This is a genomic window from Rhodococcus sp. MH15, assembly GCF_019266045.1.
In the GTDB taxonomy this organism is placed as follows: domain Bacteria; phylum Actinomycetota; class Actinomycetes; order Mycobacteriales; family Mycobacteriaceae; genus Rhodococcus_F; species Rhodococcus_F qingshengii.
The window spans coordinates 129,548-149,385 of record NZ_LPNP01000069.1; the positions used below are offsets into that span (position 1 = coordinate 129,548).

At 63.3% G+C, this 19,838-nt stretch carries 18 protein-coding genes and 1 pseudogene; 9 read left to right on the forward strand and 10 right to left on the reverse strand.

Features of this window, described 5'->3' with window-relative positions:
* Positions 1–314 precede the first annotated feature (314 nt).
* The 4 genes from rplU (at position 315) to proB (ending at position 3,769) form a co-directional block, all read left to right on the forward strand.
* Positions 315–626 (forward strand): 50S ribosomal protein L21, encoded by a 312-nt coding sequence (gene rplU, locus ATN37_RS18825; protein WP_003944533.1) that lies wholly within the window; start codon positions 315–317, stop codon positions 624–626.
* A 42-nt stretch (positions 627–668) separates the two neighbouring features.
* A complete protein-coding gene (gene rpmA, locus ATN37_RS18830; RefSeq protein WP_003944532.1) occupies positions 669–938 on the forward strand; it encodes a 50S ribosomal protein L27 in 270 nt (89 codons plus the stop codon).
* A gap of 231 nt (positions 939–1,169) precedes the next feature.
* Entirely contained in the window at positions 1,170–2,621 is a 1,452-nt protein-coding gene (gene obgE / locus ATN37_RS18835) for a GTPase ObgE (RefSeq protein ID WP_003944579.1), read from the forward strand.
* A gap of 44 nt (positions 2,622–2,665) precedes the next feature.
* Positions 2,666–3,769 carry a glutamate 5-kinase gene (gene proB / locus ATN37_RS18840; RefSeq protein WP_003944552.1) on the forward strand — a complete coding sequence of 368 codons (1,104 nt, stop codon included), beginning with the start codon at positions 2,666–2,668 and terminating at the stop codon, positions 3,767–3,769.
* Here proB and ATN37_RS18845 read toward each other — a convergent pair.
* Positions 3,742–4,599: an NAD-dependent protein deacetylase gene (locus ATN37_RS18845; RefSeq protein ID WP_218695492.1), complete on the reverse strand. Its 858-nt coding sequence runs from the start codon at positions 4,597–4,599 to the stop codon at positions 3,742–3,744. The genes proB and ATN37_RS18845 overlap by 28 nt on opposite strands.
* A 92-nt stretch (positions 4,600–4,691) precedes the next feature.
* Between ATN37_RS18845 and ATN37_RS33160 the strand changes: the two are divergent.
* Positions 4,692–5,171: pseudogene (locus ATN37_RS33160) on the forward strand (VOC family protein).
* Positions 5,172–5,215: 44 nt separating this feature from the next.
* On the opposite strand, the gene ATN37_RS18855 reads toward ATN37_RS33160, so the two are convergent.
* From ATN37_RS18855 to ATN37_RS18895, 9 genes are all read right to left on the reverse strand, one after another.
* Positions 5,216–6,148 (reverse strand): D-isomer specific 2-hydroxyacid dehydrogenase family protein, encoded by a 933-nt coding sequence (locus ATN37_RS18855; protein WP_030536631.1) that lies wholly within the window; start codon positions 6,146–6,148, stop codon positions 5,216–5,218.
* A 9-nt stretch (positions 6,149–6,157) separates the two neighbouring features.
* Positions 6,158–6,556 carry an ectoine synthase gene (locus ATN37_RS18860; RefSeq protein ID WP_003944463.1) on the reverse strand — a complete coding sequence of 133 codons (399 nt, stop codon included), beginning with the start codon at positions 6,554–6,556 and terminating at the stop codon, positions 6,158–6,160.
* Positions 6,557–6,571: 15 nt separating this feature from the next.
* Complete coding sequence (gene ectB, locus ATN37_RS18865; protein ID WP_007731008.1) at positions 6,572–7,834, reverse strand: diaminobutyrate--2-oxoglutarate transaminase; 1,263 nt, start codon at positions 7,832–7,834, stop codon at positions 6,572–6,574.
* 48 nt (positions 7,835–7,882) lie between these two features.
* Positions 7,883–8,398 (reverse strand): diaminobutyrate acetyltransferase, encoded by a 516-nt coding sequence (ectA, locus tag ATN37_RS18870; RefSeq protein WP_003944572.1) that lies wholly within the window; start codon positions 8,396–8,398, stop codon positions 7,883–7,885.
* Between the two features lie 160 nt (positions 8,399–8,558).
* Complete coding sequence (locus ATN37_RS18875; RefSeq protein ID WP_218695493.1) at positions 8,559–10,658, reverse strand: DEAD/DEAH box helicase; 2,100 nt, start codon at positions 10,656–10,658, stop codon at positions 8,559–8,561.
* Between the two features lie 39 nt (positions 10,659–10,697).
* Positions 10,698–11,519, reverse strand: a complete 822-nt coding sequence (locus ATN37_RS18880) for a MerR family transcriptional regulator (protein WP_218695494.1) — start codon at positions 11,517–11,519, stop codon at positions 10,698–10,700.
* Positions 11,520–11,572: 53 nt separating this feature from the next.
* A complete protein-coding gene (locus ATN37_RS18885; protein WP_218695495.1) occupies positions 11,573–12,457 on the reverse strand; it encodes a ribokinase in 885 nt (294 codons plus the stop codon).
* Positions 12,454–13,896, reverse strand: a complete 1,443-nt coding sequence (locus tag ATN37_RS18890) for an MFS transporter (RefSeq protein WP_003944479.1) — start codon at positions 13,894–13,896, stop codon at positions 12,454–12,456. Before ATN37_RS18890 ends, ATN37_RS18885 begins: the two co-directional genes overlap by 4 nt.
* Before the next feature lie 243 nt (positions 13,897–14,139).
* A complete protein-coding gene (locus tag ATN37_RS18895; RefSeq protein ID WP_042924054.1) occupies positions 14,140–15,243 on the reverse strand; it encodes an NADH:flavin oxidoreductase/NADH oxidase in 1,104 nt (367 codons plus the stop codon).
* Between the two features lie 149 nt (positions 15,244–15,392).
* Between ATN37_RS18895 and ATN37_RS18900 the strand changes: the two genes are divergently transcribed.
* From ATN37_RS18900 to nadD, 4 genes are read left to right on the forward strand one after another with little or no spacing between them, the layout of a single operon-like run.
* Positions 15,393–16,679 (forward strand): glutamate-5-semialdehyde dehydrogenase, encoded by a 1,287-nt coding sequence (locus tag ATN37_RS18900; protein WP_063316232.1) that lies wholly within the window; start codon positions 15,393–15,395, stop codon positions 16,677–16,679.
* A 40-nt stretch (positions 16,680–16,719) separates the two neighbouring features.
* The gene (locus ATN37_RS18905) at positions 16,720–17,631 is read left to right on the forward strand and encodes a MoxR family ATPase (protein WP_003944506.1); all 912 of its coding nucleotides are present in this window, start codon (positions 16,720–16,722) and stop codon (positions 17,629–17,631) included.
* Positions 17,632–17,639: 8 nt separating this feature from the next.
* On the forward strand, positions 17,640–19,103 hold the full coding sequence (locus ATN37_RS18910; protein WP_007731020.1) for a VWA domain-containing protein: 1,464 nt from the start codon (positions 17,640–17,642) through the stop codon (positions 19,101–19,103).
* An 18-nt stretch (positions 19,104–19,121) separates the two neighbouring features.
* A complete protein-coding gene (nadD, locus tag ATN37_RS18915) occupies positions 19,122–19,838 on the forward strand; it encodes a nicotinate-nucleotide adenylyltransferase (protein ID WP_003944462.1) in 717 nt (238 codons plus the stop codon).

The following is a 19,838-nucleotide window of genomic DNA, read 5'->3' on the forward strand; positions in this document are numbered from 1 at the left end:
ACTGGCTTTCGGTCGGTTGGATGACTTCGCGATGAGCGAGGACATCCAACCGCTATCCGAAGTTTCAGCTGGTAGAAGCAGTACAGAGTAGTAAGCACCACCCCTCGGCGGGGCGGTTTGACCCTGACGGTTGCTTTCCCGTAACCTTGGAGGGTCGCCACCCGGCGGTAGAGATTCCGTGTGCCTAGAGTGCGCGTGAATGTCCCGGTACGTCAGTGCCGAGCCGAGGTGACATAAACCAGACCAGTCGCGATGCATTTGAAGCCTCAGGCAGCAGCGCGAGCAAGTTCGAAGAAGCAAGGGGTAGCCCTCCGATGGCAACGTACGCGATCGTCAAGACCGGCGGAAAGCAGTACAAGGTCGCTGTTGGTGACCTCGTCAAGGTCGAGAAGATCGAGGGTGAGCCCGGCACTGCTGTCTCGCTTGCTCCCGTTCTCGTGGTCGACGGATCTGACCTGACCACCGACGCGGCCAAGCTGGCCAAGGTCGCAGTCACCAGTGAGATCGTCGAGCACACCAAGGGCCCGAAGATCCGCATCCACAAGTTCAAGAACAAGACCGGTTACCACAAGCGTCAGGGCCACAGGCAGCCGATCACGGTGCTCAAGGTCACGGGCATCAAGTAACCAGTTCTTTCTAGCTAATTTCACCCGAGGAGGGTCAATAGCATGGCACATAAGAAGGGTGCATCCAGCTCCCGTAACGGTCGCGATTCAAACGCCCAGCGCCTCGGCGTGAAGCGCTTCGGCGGCCAGTCGGTCAGCGCAGGCGAAATCCTGGTTCGCCAGCGCGGCACGCACTTCCACCCCGGCGTCAACGTCGGCCGTGGCGGCGACGACACCCTGTTCGCTCTCGCTGCCGGCGCAGTCGAGTTCGGCCAGAAGCGTGGACGCAAGACCGTGAACATCGTTCCGGCCGTTGTTGCGGCTGAGGTCTAGTCTTTCTCGCTAGTTGTGCGTCATCGGTTCTACTTCGGTAAGCCGGTTCTGCTTTCGGTAAGAGAGTGACGCGTTCCAAGCTCCCGATAGGGGCGGACCAGGGTTGAAATAACCCGGTCCGCCCCTATCGTTTGTTTAAGCAGTACCCGTTTTGCCCCGAGCAACCCTGCTCACCAGAAGTTCAGCTCATCGCGTGAGACCCGCAATTGACTGAGGAAGGATCCGGCAGTCATGTCCCGATTCATTGACCGTGTTGTGCTGCACGTCAGCGCTGGAAAAGGCGGCAATGGTTGCGCCTCCGTACACCGCGAGAAGTTCAAACCGCTCGGCGGTCCGGACGGTGCCAACGGAGGTCGCGGTGGCGACGTCATCCTCGTGGTCGACGAGAACATCCACACCCTCCTCGACTTTCACTTCCATCCCAACGCGAAGGCGACCAACGGCAAGCAGGGCGCCGGCAGTAACCGCGAGGGTGCAAACGGTGAAGACCTCATCCTCAAGGTTCCGGATGGAACTGTGGTTCTCGATACCGACGGCAACGTGCTTGCCGACCTCGTGGGAGTCGGTTCACGCTTCGACGCCGCTCAGGGCGGCCGCGGCGGACTCGGCAACGCAGCACTCGCCTCGAAAGCCCGCAAAGCTCCCGGTTTCGCACTCCTCGGTGAGGACGGTGTCGAGCGTGACCTGGTTCTCGAACTCAAGTCGGTAGCCGACGTCGGTCTGCTCGGATTCCCCTCCGCCGGTAAGTCTTCGCTTGTGTCCGTTCTCTCTGCGGCCAAGCCGAAGATCGCCGACTACCCCTTCACCACTCTGGTCCCCAACCTCGGCGTCGTCTCGAGCGGCGACACCACCTTCACCGTCGCCGACGTGCCCGGGCTGATCCCCGGTGCCAGCGAAGGCCGCGGTTTGGGCCTGGACTTCCTGCGCCACATCGAACGCTGCGCCGTATTGGCGCACGTGATCGACTGCGCCACCCTCGATCCGGGACGTGACCCGATCTCCGACATCGACGCCCTGGAAGCAGAGCTGGCTGCGTACACGCCTGCGCTCTCCGGCGATTCGGGACTCGGTGACCTCGACAAGCGCCCGCGCGTCGTCATCCTCAACAAGACCGACGTTCCCGAGGCCGCCGAATTGGCCGAAATGGTCACGCCTGAGATCGAAGCTCGCGGATGGCCGGTCTTCACCATCTCGGCGGTGAGCCGAGAAGGATTGCGACCGTTGACATTCGCGCTGGCGAAGATGGTCCGCGACTACCGCGAAGCTCATCCGAAGCCCGAGCCGAAGCGCCAGGTCATTCGCCCGGTCAAGGTCAAGGATTCCAGCTTCACCATCGAGAAGGATCCCGATATTCCCGGTGGGTTCGTCGTCCGAGGCACCCGCCCGGAGCGGTGGATTCGTCAGACCGCCTTCGACAACGACGAGGCCGTTGGTTACCTCGCCGACCGTCTTGCTCGATTGGGCGTCGAGGACGCATTGGTCAAGAAGGGCGCTCAGCCAGGAGCTTCCGTCACCATCGGTGACGTCAGCTTCGAGTGGGAGCCGATGACGCCGGCCGGTATCGATCTGACCCGCACGGGCCGTGGAACCGACCCGCGTCTCGATCAGGTGGAGCGCATCGGCGCGGACGAGCGCAAGCACGCGCGTCGTGTCCGCCGCGGCTTGCTCGACGAAGACGCCTGACCCACGCGATTTCAGGACGAAAACCGAAGAGAGGGAACGGGACTGTGCTCGGGTCCACCAGGGAGTCGATAGCGTCGGCTCACAGTATCGTCGTGAAGATCGGGTCGTCTGCGCTCACCAGTCTGGTGGCGGGACTCGATACTCACCGACTCGATCTGTTGGCCGATGCCATCGAGGCTCGCATGCGTGCGGGTTCCGATGTCGTCGTCGTCTCGTCCGGTGCCGTCGGCGCCGGACTGGCGCCGCTGGGACTGACCAAGCGACCGCGGGATCTCGCGACCAAGCAGGCTGCGGCCAGCGTCGGTCAGTTGGCTCTGGCTCACGCCTGGGGTACGTCGTTCGCCCGTTACGGGCGTACCGTCGGGCAGGTTCTACTCACGGCTGACGACATCGCTCGACGGACGCAGCACCGCAACGCCCAACGGACACTCGATCGTCTACGGGCATTGCACGCGGTGGCGATCGTGAACGAGAACGACACCGTTGCCACCACCGAACTTCGATTCGGTGACAACGATCGGCTGGCTGCACTGGTTGCTCATCTGGTCGGCGCCGACGCGTTGATCCTGTTGTCGGATGTGGACGGACTGTACGACGGGGATCCCCGAAAGGGCGATGCCACACTGATTCCCGAGGTCAACAGTCCCGAGGATCTCGACGGTGTGGTTGCCGGTTCGGGTGGCGCCCTCGGTACCGGAGGCATGGCGTCGAAGCTCTCAGCAGCACGCCTGGCCGCTGATTCCGGCGTGCCGGTTCTGCTCGCGGCAGCATCGGACGCTGCGCAGGCACTCAGTGGTGCCGATGTCGGAACGGCATTTGCGCCGCGGCCGACGCGATTGTCGGCACGCCGATTCTGGGTTCGTCACGCCGCTGACACATCGGGTGACCTCCACCTCGACGAAGGCGCCGTCCGCGCGGTCGTGTCCAAGCGTCGAAGCCTTCTGTCCGCTGGCATCGTCGGTGTATCCGGTGACTTCCACGCCGGCGACGTCGTGTCCCTGATGGGGCCGGGGGAGAAGCCCGTCGCCCGGGGTGTCGTTGCGTTCGACGCTGCGGAGATCGAGGAGATCCTGGGGCGCTCCACCACCGATCTGCCGGCCGACATGCAGCGTCCTGTGGTTCACGCGGACGACTTGGTGGCGCTGTAGCTTTCGTGCTCAACGAGGGCGGAAAGTGCTTCAGCGCAACCGACTTCGAGCTTGAGGTCGGCGAATTCGTCGCCGCGAGTCGTGCCTCGATTGACGATGGCGATCGGCTTCCCGGCCTTGGCGGTATGCCGGACGAAACGTAGGCCGGACATCACGGTCAACGACGACCCGGCTACCAACAGTGCGTCGGATTGGTCGACAAGGCTGTATGCACGGGCGACGCGTTCCTTGGGGACGGATTCGCCGAAGTAGACGATGTCCGGTTTGAGTAAGCCACCGCACACGGCGCAATCCACGACGCGAAAGTGTGCGGTGGATTCGATCACGGCATCTGCGTCGGGTGCGATTTCGACTCCTGTTGCAGCAGCGACTGTTTCGGCGAATCCGGGATTGGCTTCTTCCAGCCTCTCCGCGAGAGTGGTGCGGGAGATCAGCCGCTGGCAGCTCAGGCATCGAACCTGCGCGTAGGTGCCGTGGAGGTCGATGACGTTTCGCGCGCCGGCCTTGGTGTGCAGGAGGTCGACGTTCTGGGTGATCACGCCGACGGCTCGCCCTGTTCGTTCCAGTGCCGCGACGGCCCGGTGGCCCTGGTTGGGGCGGGAGCTGTCCATGTATCGCCAGCCGATGTGGTTGCGCGCCCAGTAGTGCCGCCGAAACGCCGGATCGCCGATGAACTGCTGGAACGTCATCGGATTGCGCGGGGGTGAATCAGGTCCGCGGTAGTCCGGGATTCCGGAGTCGGTGGAGATGCCGGCGCCTGTCAGAACTGCCAGGCGACGGCCGGCCAGGAGCTCGGGGAGGGCGTCGAGGCGGCTGTTGTCGGTAGGCACCGTTCCAGGATAGGCGCGTGTGCGAGACGGAGGCGCGGAGGAAGTCCGAAATGTTCAATAGAACACGTGTGCGATCGCCAATACTCGTACACATGAACACAGTGAACCCGATCCCTGCTGGTTACCGCACGATCACTCCCTACCTTGCGGTGCAGGACGGCCATGCCGCACTCGACTACTACAAACGAGCACTTGGAGCTGAGATAGTCGATGCGATGAACGCACCTGACGGCTCCCTCATGCATGCGGAGATCCGGATCGGCGATTCGATGCTGCAGCTTTCGTAGGAGATGCCGGACTTCGGTCTCAAATCACCGCAGGACGGCTGGGTGCATTCGTCAATCGTCGTCTACACCGAGGACACGGACGAGTTTGTCGCTCGGGCAGTCACCGAGGGAGGCACGCTGGTCACGGCTGTGGCCGATACATTTTCGGGCGACCGGCATGGAGTGTTTCTCGATCCGTTCGGCCACAGGTGGGCAGTATGCACGAAGGTCGAGGATGTACCTGCCGAAGAGGTCGCTCGCCGGGCGTGGGCGCTCTTCTTTCCGGAGACGCAGTCGCCACAGTAATTTGTGGCAACCGTGGTCCGAGCATTCGAGCTTCGGCGGCGTGCTCAGTATCCGGCTACTGGGTCCACGAGGGCAGCCAGCGCCTCACCCTTCGCGAAGCGGGTCACGTTCTTGGAGACGTGATCCGCGAAGGCGGCGGGGCGAACGCCTGGCGGATTGGAATCGTGGGGTGTGATGATCGCATTCGTCAGATCCCACAGTGGGTGACCGTCCGGGAGGGGTTCGGGATCGGTGACGTCGAGACCGGCGCCGCCGATCTGTTCCGACTCGATGGCCTCGACCAGTGCGTCGGTGTCGACCAGTGATCCGCGCGCGACATTGATTACCCAGGAATGGGGTTGCATCGCCGCCAACTGCGCACGGCCCACGAGGTGACGGGTGGCCGGGGTGGCGGGCGCAGCAATCACGAAGTGATCTGCGCGAGAATAGATTTCATCCATTCTGGATGCGGGGTACGTGGAGATCGCCCCGGGGACCGGGCTACCGGAACGATTGACTGCGATGCTGTCCGCCCCCTGCGCGGCCAGCATCGGAATCAGCGCGCGGCCGATACCGCCTGCGCCGATGATCGCAACCGTCGAGCCACGGAGGGTGCCGATCTTGGGAAAGAACTCGAACTGACGCCACGTTCGAGCCTCGATGTGTGCAGGCAAGTGGCGAACTCCGGCCAAGAGAAGCATGAGTGCATGCTCGGCCACCGACGCCGAAAATGCACCGGCCGCCGAGGTCCACGTGATTTCTGTGTCCCTCGGAATCACACCGGAGTCGAACCAATCCTCGATTCCCGCCGACGGAAGCTGCACCCACCTGACCGACGCCGGTAACTCCGACGGAAAGGTCTCGGGTGAGCCCGCCCAGATCAGGGCGTCCGCAGTGTCGATCGGACTGATCAGACCACCGCCCCGAAGCACCGCGCTGTCGAGCAGTGCATCGGGGACGGGGCCGATCGCTACGCGTGGAGAGGTGTCAGTCGCCATGACTAGACGCTACGCGGGGACCTCCACCAGTGGGTAGACACCGTTCTCGTCGTGCACCTCACGCCCGGTGACCGGCGGATTGAACACGCACAGCATGCGCATCTGCGTGTCCGGCTCGACGCGGTGACGCTCGTGGCCGTTGAGCAGGTACATCGACCCCGGTGCGAGATCGTATTCCTTGTTGTTGTCGAGGTCGATCAGCTTGCCTGTGCCCTCGACGAGCCAGACAGCCTCGACGTGGTTGGCGTAATGGAACTCGTTGACCGAACCCGCCTTGATGGTGGTCTCGTGGAACGAGAACCCGACGCGGTCGCCGCCGAGGACGATGCGCTTGCTGCGCCAGTTTCCGTCCTCACTCGTGATGTCGCGGTCGGTGTCGGTGATCTCGGTGGTGGTGCGAACGATCATGGGAGAGTCCTTCCTCTAGCTGCAGACCTTGAGTGTCGCCTCGGCCAGAATGGAGAGGCCGTGCTCGAGCTCGTCGTCGGTAATCGTCAGTGCGGGAAGCAGTTTCACAACCTGGTCGGAGGGTCCGGAGGTCTCGGCGAGCAATCCCTCGTCGAATGCCAACTGGCAGACCTTGCCGGCGCGCTCGGGCTGTTCGAACACGAGGCCCTGAACCAAGCCACGCCCGCGGTGCGAGACCTCGCCGGGGAACTGATCGGAGAGGTTGGCGAAGCATTCGCTGATGCGTGCGCCCTTCTTCAACGTCGTCTTGGTGAGTGCGTCGTCGGACCAGTAGTGGTCGAGTGCCACCTTGGAGGTGACGAACGCCGGGTTGTTGCCGCGGAAGGTGCCGTTGTGCTCGCCCGGTCCCCAGACGTCGAGTTCACGCTTGAACAGCGTGAGCGCCATCGGCATTCCGTAGCCGCTGATCGACTTGGACAACGTGACGATGTCGGGAACGATTCCGGCCTCTTCGAAGGAGAAGAACGGGCCGGTACGGCCGCAACCCATCTGGACGTCGTCGACGATCAACAGGATTCCGCGATCCGAGCACAGTGTTGCCAGCGCCCGAAGCCATTCGGGGCGAGCGACATTGACGCCACCTTCACCCTGCACGGTTTCGACGATCACTGCCGCGGGGCGGTTGATTCCACTGCCGGAATCATCGAGAACGCGGGAGAACCACTGGAAGTCCTCGGTGACGCCGTCGAAGTAGTTGTCGAAGGGCATCGGTGTCGTGTGCACGAGGGGGACACCGGCGCCCGCGCGCTTCATCGAGTTGCCGGTCACGGAGAGTGCACCAAGTGTCATTCCGTGAAATGCGTTGGTGAAGTTGATGACTGCCGAACGTCCGGTGACCTTGCGGGCCAGCTTCAGTGCAGCCTCGACGGTGTTCGATCCGGTCGGGCCGGGGAACTGGACCTTGTAGTCCAGGCCGCGCGGCTCGAGGATGTTGCGCTGAAAGGTCTCGAGGAACTCACGCTTGGCGACTGTCGACATGTCGAGACCGTGCGTGATGCCGTCGCTCATGATGTAGTCGACCAGTGCGGACTTGAGCACCGGGTTGTTGTGGCCGTAGTTGAGGGCGCCGGCACCGGCGAAGAAATCGAGGTAGTCGCGCCCGTTCTCGTCACGAATCCAGGATCCGGATGCGCTGGTGAACACTGCGGGCCAGTCACGGCAGTAGCTGCGAACCTCGGACTCGAGGGTTTCAAAAATGCTTGCTTCGTTGATATTCATATCTTCTTTGTTCCTCCGGGGCATGCTGTATGCCGAGCGCGAAGTGCGCTAGGCGCCGATCGTGTAAAGATCTTCGGCTTCGTGTCCATCGGGAAAATCGTTGGGCGAGAACAAGGTCTGCCTGGTTATCGGTACTTCGCGCCGACGTGCGAGCGCGGTGAAGAGTGCGATCGAAGCCTCGTTGTCGGGGCTGATCGTGGTCTCCAGATGTGTAACACCCAGTGGGGCAGTGCGATCCATCAAGTCGGACAGCATGCGGGCAGCAATTGCCTTGCCGCGCTGGTCTTCGTCGACCGCAACTTGCCACACGAAAAGGGTTTCCTGCGCGCTGGGACGGGTATAACCGGAAACGAATCCGACTACGCGGCCGTCTACCTCCGCGACGATGGACGTCGCGCTGAAATCCCTGCACCACAACAGGTATGCATAACTCGAATTGAGGTCGAGCACCTTCGAATCACGTGCGATCTCCCAGAGCCGGACTCCGTCATCGATCTGTGGGCTTCTGAACAACACCGCGTCCGGCGCGGTGGTCGGGATAGCTCTCGTATCAACAGGCTTCATCGGTCATCTGAACGTAACAATCATTGCTGTCGAAGTCATGCAGATGTCCGTTTCGGGCCGTGTGGAACCCGTTGCGCCCCAGGTGAGGACATGAATGTGATGGTGCTCACATTATGTAACTTTTGCCGTTGTCGGAGCGACTATTTCGGGCAAAAACTCGCTATTTCGGGCTTGCGAGCGCCAACGGAAGTACAGAGTGAGCACCAGCCTGTCGAAGTGCGCGCGCGGCCATCGTGAAAGTCCAACCGGTATCGGCGATTGCGTCGACAAGAAGTATCGGTCCCTGGTGGATGCTCATGTCCGGGACTTCCCAAACATCGACCAGTCCGGACACGCGGTAGGCGGAGTTTGCTGCCGACACCGGAGGGTGGTCGGGGCGCAAGCGAAGAGTGCCCAGGTCGGTCAATCGCCCGACCTCGGCCAACTTGGCAGCCAGGCTCGACACCAACAAAGGATGCGTCGTGGATTCGAGGGCCATGACACCGGTGGGTCGCTCGGCCCAATTCCAGGCGGCCAGAACGCTGATACACGCGCTGACCACCGCATCGGGTACCTCGGCGTCGGGACCGTCGAAAAGCGCGCGGAGACGTTGACCCCAGCCCAGGTCCGACATCCGTCCGAGAATGCGCCCGGTTTCGGGCCCCTCGGTGATCTTCCCGGACAGCTTGACGCCCAGCTTGCTCAGGCCGGTCGGCCACATCTTGCGCGGCTCCAGGTCGAATCCGGGGCGCTGCAAGCGCGCCCGAGTCTCGTCGAGGGCGGCGGTGTCGACAGTGGTGTCGTAGCGATTGCCTGTGCAGTTGTCACAGCGACCGCACTGTGAGTTCTCCGAGGTCAGACCAGGATCGTCGAGTTGTTCACGCAGGAAGGTCATTCGACACGTCGTGATGCTCTGGTACTCGACCATTGCGGCCTGCTCGGCCTGGCGAGCGTCGTCGAGTCGCCCGTAGCGCTCGGCGTCGTACACCCAGGGTTCGCCGGTGCTGATCCACCCGCCCTTGACGCGTTTGACCGCGCCGTCGACGTCGAGGACTTTGAGGACCATCTCGAGACGCGTGCGATTGAGCTCCACCAGAGGTTCGAGTGCCGGTGTCGACGTGGCCTTTTCGGTGTCGAGGTGTTCGATGACGCTGCGGACCAGGTGCTCGCGGGGGAAGGCGACCGAGGCGAAGTAACTCCAGATCTGCTTGTCCTCGGCCCCCGGCAGGAGGATCACGTCTGCCCTGTCGGTGGAACGACCGGCGCGGCCCACCTGCTGGTAGTACGAGATCGGCGACGACGGTGCGCCGAGGTGGACGACGAACCCGAGATCAGGCTTGTCGAAGCCCATCCCGAGTGCCGAGGTGGCCACCAGAGCCTTGACGCGATTACCCAACAAGTCCTGCTCGAGAGATTCACGTTCAGTGGGATCGGTCTGGCCCGTGTAGGCGGCGACGGTATGGCCGCGCTCGGAGAGCAGGCTTGCGAGGTCGCGCGCGGCCGAAACCGTCAGCGTGTAGATGATGCCCGAACCCGGCAGCGTCTCGAGCATGTCGGCAAGCCAGGCAGCGCGCGCCGTCGTCTCCGGAATGTGGACTACAGAGAGGTGAAGCGACTCGCGTTCGAGCCCGCCGCGAAGGACGAGGGTTTCCTCACCGCCGACGCCGAGTTGGGCGGACACGTCCTCGACGACGCGGTTGTTGGCCGTCGCCGTGGTTGCGAGGACGGGAATGCCCTCGCCGAGTTCGGCGATCAAGGTCCTGATGCGGCGGTAGTCGGGACGGAAGTCGTGGCCCCAGTCGGAAACGCAGTGAGCCTCGTCGACTACGACCAGGCCGGCATCAGCTGCCAGGGCCGGGAGCACCTGATCGCGGAAGTCAGGGTTGTTCAGGCGCTCGGGGCTGACCAGAAGGACGTCGAGATCATTGGCTGCGACGCGGGCATGGATGTCGTCCCATTCGGTGACGTTGCCCGAATTGATGGTTGCGGCGCGCACTCCGGCACGTTCGGCAGAACTGACCTGGTTTCGCATCAGGGCCAACAACGGAGAGACGATGACGGTGGGGCCGTGGCCCGTTGCCCGGAGCAGCTTCGCCGAGATGAAGTAGACCGCAGATTTGCCCCAGCCGGTCCGCTGTACGACGAGCGCGCGTTTGCGCTGCACCACCAGCGCCTCGATGGCCGTCCACTGGTCCTCGCGTAGGCGGGCATCCGGCCCCGCGAGTTCGCGGAGCAGCCGCTCGGCTTCGTCGCGCATGGCTGGGGCGGTGGCGGTGGTCATGGACCCCATGGTGCACGACCCTGCCGACACGTGCGGGCTTCAGGCCTTGGCAACAGGTTCCTGCAGTTCGATGACCCAGCCGTCGACATCCTCCGGGCACGCCAGCGTCACCTCACGGCTGGGGCCGGCATTGCGGTATCCCGCTGCGTCGATCCATTGGGCCAACGCCTGATAAGCGGGCAGGCAGTTGTCCATCGAACCCTTGTGCAGCAGCGAGGCCACGTGCTCTTCGGCCCGCAGGTCCACCACAGCGAACTCGTAGTCGCCATCGGGATTCGCGTCTACCGGTAGCGCCGCATGGACGACGACGTTCTCGTCGTCACCGGCATCCTCGTAGTAAGCGACAGCGGGTCCGATCGCGGCGATACCGGCACGATCCAAACCGGTACAAAGGCGCTCGTACAACCCGCGAACCACCGGGCCGATCGACGACGGATCCATCGTCTTGGCGGTACCGGTCAACTCCGCGACCCGCAGCGCCGGAACTGACTTGATCACAACCTCGTATGCGGACATCTGTCCCTCACTTTCGATGATCCGTAGGCGCGCCTGTACATGCGCCAGTCGCGCGGTGTCTTCCTGGATTCGGGTTTCGAGTTCTGCTCGGCGAAGCGTGAGCATCCCGCGGATCTCGTCGACGGTGACCGCCGACTCCACCACCTGCTGGACCTGGGCCAGAGTCAGGCCCAACTCCTTGAGAGCGACGATGCGGTTGAGCAGCGCCAACTGGCCCGCGGTGTACGAGCGATACCCGGTGGATGCGTCGACCCTCGCGGGTCTGAGCAGACCGATGGCGTCGTAGTGGCGGAGCATGCGCACCGACACACGACCTGCTCTCGCGAAGTCTCCGATGCTCAACATCCTTGCTCGCCCCGTTTCTCTCTCACAAACCCGATACCTACAGGTTTACGACCTCACACGGTGTCAGAGTCAAGCTGTCGGTTCAGGACTTTTTCGATCGCAGCGCGAGTGGGTGACGACACCGACGCGCCGCGGACCGTCGTCGCCAGACTTCCCGCCGTGGCAGCGAACTGCAGGGCGCGGTCCTGGCCCTGCACCCACTCCACGGCGAAGGCGCCGGTGAAAGCATCGCCTGCGCCAGTTGTATCCACGGGTGTCACGGCCGGGGAGTCGGCGTGGATTGTCTCCTCGCCCGACCGCAGATCCGCGCCGCCGGCCCCGAGCGTCGTGACGAGGTATCGGACGCGACCGGTGACCGCGGCCAACTGCTCCGACTCGGTCTGGTTGACGATCAGGATGTCGACAGACTCGATCAGGGCGCCCGGAAGGTCTTGTACCGGTGAAGGATTGAGGATGACAGTTGTTCCGTTGGCACGCGCGTGCCGGGCCGCTGTGGTGACCGTGTCGAGGGGTATTTCGAGTTGGCACAGGAGAACGTCGGCGTGTGCGATCGCGTCGAGGTCTACTTCGGACAACGAGGTGACCGAGGAATTGGCGCCCGGGACGACGATGATGTTGTTCTCCGCGTCCGCGCTCACGGTGATGGCGGCAACGCCGCTCGGGCCGTCGACACTACGAAGCAACGCGGTGTCGACCCCGGCGTCTTGCAGGGTCTCGCGCAATTGGGTGCCGAAACCGTCGTCGTCGCCGACCGCACCGACGAACGACACGTCCCCACCGGCTTTCGCGGCGGCGATGGCCTGGTTGCTGCCTTTGCCTCCCGCCGCGGTGGCAAAGGCAGTGCCGAGCAGCGTTTCTCCCGGAGCGGGGAATCTGGACACTGACGTGGTCAGATCCATGTTGATACTGCCGACGACGACGATTCGAGGCGTGCTCATACCTCGAGGTTATCGGCCTTCATTCTCTTTCGACGAACCTTGCGGATGATCCGACGTGCTTCCTCGTCGGTGGCGACGGAGGGCGGAGAGCCGTCGAGTGGCTTGCGTGCGGTCTCGGGGATCATCAGGACTGCGATACCGCCGATCACGGCGGCGATCATCATGTACATCGGTGCGACCAAGTTGCTGCCCGTTGCACTTTCGAGGGCGGTGAGCACCAGGGGAGTGGTCCCGCCGAAGATGGAGACCGCGAGGTTGTATCCGATTGCCAAGCCGCCGTACCTGATTCCGGTCGGAAAGAGTGCGGGAAGCACGGACGGGAACACTCCGACGAACAGCAGGAGCAAACCGCCGAGAATTGCGAGTCCCAGGAAGACCGTCACGTAGTTGCCGACGCCGATCAGAAGGTAGGCAGGTAGGGACAGGACGAAGAATCCGATGAAACCGCTGAGCAGCAAGGGTTTACGCCCGACGCGGTCCGAGAACTTTCCGACGTAGCTGATTCCCATCATCATCACGATCATGACGATGATCATCAGAACGAGTCCGTGGGATTCGTCGTAACCCAACGTGTTGGTCAGATACGTCGGCATGTAGCTGAGCAGGCCGTAGTGAGCGATGTTGTACGTGGCCACCAGGACGATGCACAGAACAAGCGGACGCCAGTTGTCGACGAGAGTTTCGCGTAGTTTCTTGCCTGTGGATTCATCTGCGAGGGAGCGCTCTTCGGCCTGCTCCATCATCTGGAATGCGGGAGTTTCCTCCAAACGCAGACGGAGGTACAGGCCGATGAGACCCAGAGGTCCGGCAATGAGGAAGGGGATGCGCCAGCCCCACTGGAGGAGGTCCTCGGCACTGACGACGGTCTGGATGATCGTCACGATGCCCGCTGCCGCCACATATCCTGCCAGAGTCCCGAATTCGAGGAAGCTGGCGAAGAAACCGCGGCGCTTGTCCGGTGCGTATTCGGCGACGAAGGTACTGGCCCCGCCGTATTCGCCGCCGGTGGAAAAGCCCTGCAGTAGGCGTAGGAGTACCAGCAGGATCGGGGCGGCGATACCGATGGATTCGTAGCTCGGGATGAGGCCGATGGCGAAGGTGCTGCCGGCCATCAGAATGATGGTGGTGGCCAGGACTTTCTTGCGTCCGATGCGGTCACCGAGTGGACCGAAGAACAATCCGCCGAGTGGGCGGACGATGAAGGCTGCCGCAAAAATTGCAAAGGTAGAGAGGAGTTGAGCGCTGCCGCTCGCGTCCGGGAAGAACACTTTTCCTATAGTGGTAGCTAGATATGCGTAAACGCCGAAATCGAACCACTCCATGGCATTTCCGAGCATCGTTGCCTTGACAGCGCGCTTGACGGACGCATTGTCGGTGACGCAGACATCGGGTGATTCGGCCACTTCGAGAGCGCTGATCGAGTTCTCTGGTGTAGTCATGACATGCGCTCCCCAGCGCAATCATCGAACCGAGCGGGGCACGTACCTGATGCACGCATCTTTTCGTTGCCCACTCGCCGATGAGCCGGTCGGGAAATCGAGCGTCCGCGTGCCCTGTGGCTCGTTGCGACCCCCGTCGCACGGCTCTGGCCCGCGGCAGTGTCCGGAGCCCTCAGGGCTCCGGACTACCGGCAAGTAAGACGCTTACGCTATCAAAGTTGTGCGCGGGAGCCGATTTTCGGGCTAGAAGGCGCGGGCGTACTGCGACGGGATATGCGGTCCTACCTCGGCGTTCAGTTCACGGGCCGCCCGGCGCGCCCAGTAGGGATCTCGCAACAGTTCGCGGCCGAGGAGCACCGCCACTGCGCTTCCGTCTTCGACGATCTTCTCGGCCTGCTCGGGTTCGGTGATGAGGCCGACGGCGGCGGCCGGTAGCAGGCTCTCGTTCTGCAGGCGACGGGCGAACGGAACCTGGTATCCCGGCTCCACCGGAATCTTGGCTGCCGGTGAATTACCGCCGGTGGACACGTCGACGAGATCGACGCCGTAGTCGGAGAGGATGTTGGCGAGGGCAACGGTCTGATCCGCGGTCCAGCTGTCGACCTCGAGCCCACGTTCTTCCGTGAGCCAATCGGTCGCCGAGACCCGGACGAAGAGCGGTAGCTCGGCCGGCCACACCTCGCGGACTGCGCTCAGGATTTCGAGGAGCAATCGGATGCGGTTCTCGAAGCTGCCTCCGTAGCGGTCCGTTCGCTTGTTGCTCTCGGGGGAGAGGAACTGATGGATCAGGTATCCGTGGGCCGCGTGAATTTCCACGACCTTGAATTCGGCCTTCAATGCGCGGGTAGCCGCCGCTGCGAAGTCCGCGACGACCTTCTCGATGCCCTCCGTGGTGAGCTCGACCGGATCGGCAAGGTGACCGAACGGAACCGCGCTCGGGGCAACCGTCTGCCACGAGAGTCGGTCGTCGGCGGGCAGACTCTTGCCGCCGCGCCACGGAACCTGCGTCGACGCTTTGCGTCCGGCGTGGGCCAGCTGAATTCCGGGCACTGCGCCGAAGTACGCGAGTTGCGCGTTGATCTCGGCGAAGGCTTGCGCCTGCGTGTCGTTCCAGATCCCCAGATCAGCTGCCGATATGCGGCCTTCGGGATTGACGGCCGTCGCCTCGGTGAGAATCAGGCCGGTGCCGCCGATTGCACGGCTCACCAGATGCGTGCGATGCCACTCGTTGGGCACTCCGACCTGGTCGCCGATGACGTCAGCGGAGTACTGGCACATCGGTGCCATCCAGACGCGGTTCGGGATGGTGACGCCGCGCAGGGTCAAAGGCTCGAACAACACACTCACGGATGGCTCCTGACTCGAAGAAGAAGGTCGGTGGGTGCAACAGCGCCCCGCATCGGAATTGTTCCCCGGCGGTCCGCCGGAATGGTCCCGGGTGGTCACAGCCTCGTTCCGCCGAGCAGGCCGTCACGGTGGGTGGTTAATGTGTATTCATGACCGCTGTGACTTCCAACGCAGAAACCGTCGACTCGAACGCGTCCGACACCAAGTCCGTCGTGCACGACGCCGCACGCCGAGCCCGTAAGGCTTCGCGCGTCCTGGCTCTGCTGACCACCGCGCAGAAGGATGCTGCGCTCAACGCCGCAGCCGACGCGGTACTCGCGGCAAGTGATCGGATTCTCGCGGCCAACGCTCTCGATATCGACACCGCGAAGGCGGGCGGCACCGAGGAATCGCTGCTCGACCGTCTTCGTCTGACCGCTGAGCGGATCGAGGGCATCGCGTCGGGTTTGCGTCAGGTTGCCGGACTACCCGATCCGATCGGTGAAGTGCTTCGTGGATCTACTTTGCCGAACGGTTTGGAGCTACGCCAGCAGCGCGTTCCGCTCGGTGTCGTCGGCATGGTGTACGAGGCTCGCCCCAACGTTACCGTCGACGCTTTCGGGCTCACTCTCAAGTCGGGAAATGCTGCGCTGCTTCGTGGTTCGTCCTCGGCGGTCAAGTCCAACGAAGCGTTAGTGGCGGCTCTGCGCGCGTCGTTGATTGACCAGGGACTGCCCGAGGATTCCGTTCAACTTCTGCCGAGTGCGGATCGGTCGACGGTCACGCACCTCATCCAGGCCCGCGGCCTCGTCGACGTCGTCATCCCGCGCGGCGGTGCCGGCTTGATCAGCGCCGTCGTGCGTGATGCCACCGTGCCCACCATCGAGACCGGTGTCGGTAACTGCCACGTCTATGTTCACTCGGCCGCCGATCTACTGATGGCCGAGAAGATTCTTCTCAACTCCAAAACCCGTCGGCCCAGTGTGTGCAACACGGCAGAGACGGTGCTGGTCGACGCCGCTATTGCCGAGACGGCCGTGCCGAAGCTGCTCCAAGCGCTCCAGATGCACGACGTCGTCGTGCACGGTGATCTGCCGGGACTGGTTCCCGCGACCGAGGACGACTGGTCGAAGGAATACCTCACCCTCGACGTCGCCCTCAAGGTCGTCAAGGACCTGGACGCTGCCGTCGAGCACATCGACCAGTACGGGACCGGCCACACCGAAGCCATCGTGACGTCCGATCTCTCGGCTGCCCGCGAGTTCACCGCTCGAGTCGACGCTGCGGCAGTGATGGTCAATGCGTCGACTGCCTTCACCGACGGTGAGCAGTTCGGGTTCGGCGCCGAGATCGGCATCTCCACCCAGAAACTGCATGCGCGTGGCCCAATGGGGTTGCCGGAACTGACGTCCACCAAGTGGATCGTCTGGGGCGACGGGCACACCCGACCCGCCTGAAAAGTTCACCAGACTTGCCCCACCTCTCAAGGAGTTAACCGTGGACCGAGCACTTCCCGACACGACGCCGTTCTTCTCGACCGTCGACGACGTGATCGAACGGCTGGCCGAAACCGGCTATCTGTCCGACAAGGCCACCGCGACGGCAGTCTTCCTGGCCGATCGTCTGGGCAAGCCGCTGCTCATCGAGGGCCCGGCCGGTGTCGGAAAGACGGAACTCGCCCGCGCAGTCGCCCAGACCACGGGCGCAGAACTGGTGCGTCTGCAGTGCTACGAGGGCGTCGACGAGGCTCGTGCACTCTACGAGTGGAACCACGCGAAGCAGATTCTTCGGATTCAGTCGGGCGGGGCGAGCGGAGCGAGGGGTGATGTCGCGGTCGACCACAGCTGGGATTCGACGAAGGCGGATGTCTTCTCGGAGGAGTTCCTGCTCGCACGTCCACTGCTCAAGGCCATTCGCCGCGAGGACCCGACGGTGCTGTTGATCGACGAGACGGACAAGGCAGACGTCGAGATCGAAGGTCTGCTCCTCGAAGTGCTCAGCGACTTCGCGGTCACGATCCCCGAGCTCGGAACCATTACCGCCACCCGCAAGCCGTTCACGGTGTTGACCTCGAATGCCACTCGCGAACTCTCGGAGGCTCTGAAGCGTCGTTGCCTCTTCCTGCATCTCGACTTCCCGGACGCCGACCTCGAGCGTCGCATCCTCGCAAGCCGTGTGCCGGAGCTTCCTGAAGCGATTGCCGAGCAGCTGGTCAACACCATTCGTGTTCTTCGCGGAATGCAGCTCAAGAAGGTCCCTTCGGTATCCGAGACCATCGACTGGGGACGCACCCTTCTTGCTCTGGGCATGGACACTCTCGACGACGATGCCGTTCGCGCCACGCTCGGCGTGATCCTCAAGCACCAGTCGGACCAGGTGCGTGCCGCCGCTGAACTTCGGCTGAACTGAGATCTGACATGGCTCCCGCAGCATCGACGTCGCCGCTCTCACCTGGCGGCCTGGCAGCGCCGCACGGGATTCCCGGTCACCTCGTCGATTTTGTCGAGGCTTTGCGACGACGCGGAATCATGGTCGGCCCGTCCGAGACAGTCGACGCCGGTCAGGTCATGTCTGTTCTCGACCTGCTCGATCGTGAAGCGCTTCGTGAAGGGCTGGCATGCTCGCTCCTGCGCAGGCCGACCCACCGGGCGACGTTCGACGCCGTCTTCGACCTGTGGTTCCCCAAGGCGATCGGTGACCGTGCGGTCGGCGACGTCGACGTCACACTGCCGCGCAAGCCAGACGGCTCGATCGACCTGCAGGCCTTGCGTGAGCTCATTGCCGAACTGCTGACAGACGGCAGTGACGAGGCGATGGAGATGACCGAACTCCTGACCGCCGCGATGGTCGAGGAACTCGGGCAGTACCAGTCGAGTAACGGCCCGTCGTTCTCCGCCTATCAGGCGCTGCGTGACGTCGCCCCGGAGACGTTGCTCAACAAGATCCTGCAGGGCCTGCTCGGCAACCAGGAGGGTTCCGGGTCAGAGGGCAAGGACAACTCCGACTATCAGTCCGAGGTCGCCAAGCGCACGGCAGCGCAGCGCATCGCGGACTTCCGCAAGATGGTCGAGAAGGAAACGCGTCGACGCACAGCCGAGAATTTGGGCAAGGAGCGGGTCGCCACGTACGGCGTTCCGAAACTCGCCGAGGAAGTCGACTTCTTGCGAGCGTCCGATGCCGAACTCACCACGCTGAAGAAGAACGTCGCACCCCTGGCTCGCTTGTTGGCCAGTCGTCTCGCCGTGCGTCGCAGCCGCTCTCGCGCGGGTTCGATCGACCTACGTCGTACGTTGCGCAAGTCCATGTCGACGGGCGGAGTGCCGATCGATCTGGTACAGCGCAAGCCGAAGCGGGCGCGGCCCGAACTTGTGGTGATGTGTGACGTATCCGGCTCGGTGGCGGGGTTCAGCCATTTCACTCTGCTGCTCGTGAACGCTTTGCGTGAGCAGTTCTCGCGCGTGCGGGTGTTCGCGTTCATCGACACGACCGACGAGGTCACGCGGTTCTTCGACTCGAACGCAGACCTCGGATCAGCGATGTCACGGATGGTGCGTGAGGCCGAACTGATCACCTACGACGGCCACTCAGACTACGGACACGCCTTCGGAGTGTTCCAGGAGAAGTTCGCGCAGTCGATCACCAGTCGCACGTCGCTACTGGTACTCGGCGACGGTCGCAACAACTACCGCGATCCCAACCTTCAGTCGCTGTCGCAGATGGTGGCAGTAGCCAAGCACGCGCACTGGCTCAACCCCGAGCCGAAGGGGCAATGGGGAACGGGTGACTCCGCGGCGAAGGTCTACAACGAGGTCATCAGCATGCACGAGTGCCGCTCGGCCCAGCAGCTTGCCGACGTCGTGTCCCGTCTGCTGCCGGTCTGACCCGTAAGCTCGACACTCGTGCAGAAGGGACTATCGGTGGAACGTGCTCGACGCCTAGGAGTGATGGGTGGCACCTTCGACCCCATTCACCATGGCCACCTCGTTGCGGCCAGTGAGGTCGCCGACCGGTTCGGACTCGACGAAGTGATCTTCGTCCCCACCGGGCGGCCCTGGCAGAAGCAGGGGAAGGGCGTCAGTCCTGCCGAGGACCGGTACCTCATGACGGTCATCGCCACCGCCTCCAACCCGCGGTTTTCCGTCTCTCGGGTCGACGTCGACCGTGAAAAAGTGACGTACACCGTGGACACGCTGCGAGACCTCCGGGCCTACCACCCTGACGCCGAACTCTTCTTCATCACCGGTGCCGATGCGCTGGCCAGCATCCTTTCCTGGCAAGATTGGGAAGAGTTGTTCGCATTGGCGAAGTTCGTCGGGGTATCGCGACCGGGTTTCGATCTCAATGCAGAGCACCTGGCCGGTCACCTCGACACCATGCCCGCCGACGCGGTCACGTTGATAGAGATTCCGGCACTTGCCATTTCGTCGACCGAATGTCGGCGTCGGGCAAGTGAAGACCGCCCCGTCTGGTACCTGGTGCCGGACGGAGTGGTGCAGTACATCTCGAAGCGGAACCTGTATCGACCTGTCGACGCGGAGCGCCGCGACGGAGCTACAACGATGTCGGAGCCCGCACCGGGGAAGTCGGAAGCCGTCCCGGGCGCCGAATCGAGCTAG

Excerpts from the sequence above, each read along its gene's own strand:
- rplU (WP_003944533.1), top strand. The coding sequence starts at position 315 with ATGGCAACGTACGCGATCGTCAAGACCGGCGGAAAGCAGTACAAGGTC.
- rpmA (WP_003944532.1), top strand. The coding sequence starts at position 669 with ATGGCACATAAGAAGGGTGCATCCAGCTCCCGTAACGGTCGCGATTCA.
- obgE (WP_003944579.1), top strand. The coding sequence starts at position 1,170 with ATGTCCCGATTCATTGACCGTGTTGTGCTGCACGTCAGCGCTGGAAAA.
- ATN37_RS18855 (WP_030536631.1), bottom strand. The coding sequence starts at position 6,148 with ATGGCGACTGACACCTCTCCACGCGTAGCGATCGGCCCCGTCCCCGAT.
- ATN37_RS18860 (WP_003944463.1), bottom strand. The coding sequence starts at position 6,556 with ATGATCGTTCGCACCACCACCGAGATCACCGACACCGACCGCGACATC.
- ectB (WP_007731008.1), bottom strand. The coding sequence starts at position 7,834 with ATGAATATCAACGAAGCAAGCATTTTTGAAACCCTCGAGTCCGAGGTT.
- ectA (WP_003944572.1), bottom strand. The coding sequence starts at position 8,398 with ATGAAGCCTGTTGATACGAGAGCTATCCCGACCACCGCGCCGGACGCG.
- ATN37_RS18875 (WP_218695493.1), bottom strand. The coding sequence starts at position 10,658 with ATGACCACCGCCACCGCCCCAGCCATGCGCGACGAAGCCGAGCGGCTG.
- ATN37_RS18880 (WP_218695494.1), bottom strand. The coding sequence starts at position 11,519 with ATGTTGAGCATCGGAGACTTCGCGAGAGCAGGTCGTGTGTCGGTGCGC.
- ATN37_RS18885 (WP_218695495.1), bottom strand. The coding sequence starts at position 12,457 with ATGAGCACGCCTCGAATCGTCGTCGTCGGCAGTATCAACATGGATCTG.
- ATN37_RS18890 (WP_003944479.1), bottom strand. The coding sequence starts at position 13,896 with ATGACTACACCAGAGAACTCGATCAGCGCTCTCGAAGTGGCCGAATCA.
- ATN37_RS18900 (WP_063316232.1), top strand. The coding sequence starts at position 15,393 with ATGACCGCTGTGACTTCCAACGCAGAAACCGTCGACTCGAACGCGTCC.
- ATN37_RS18910 (WP_007731020.1), top strand. The coding sequence starts at position 17,640 with ATGGCTCCCGCAGCATCGACGTCGCCGCTCTCACCTGGCGGCCTGGCA.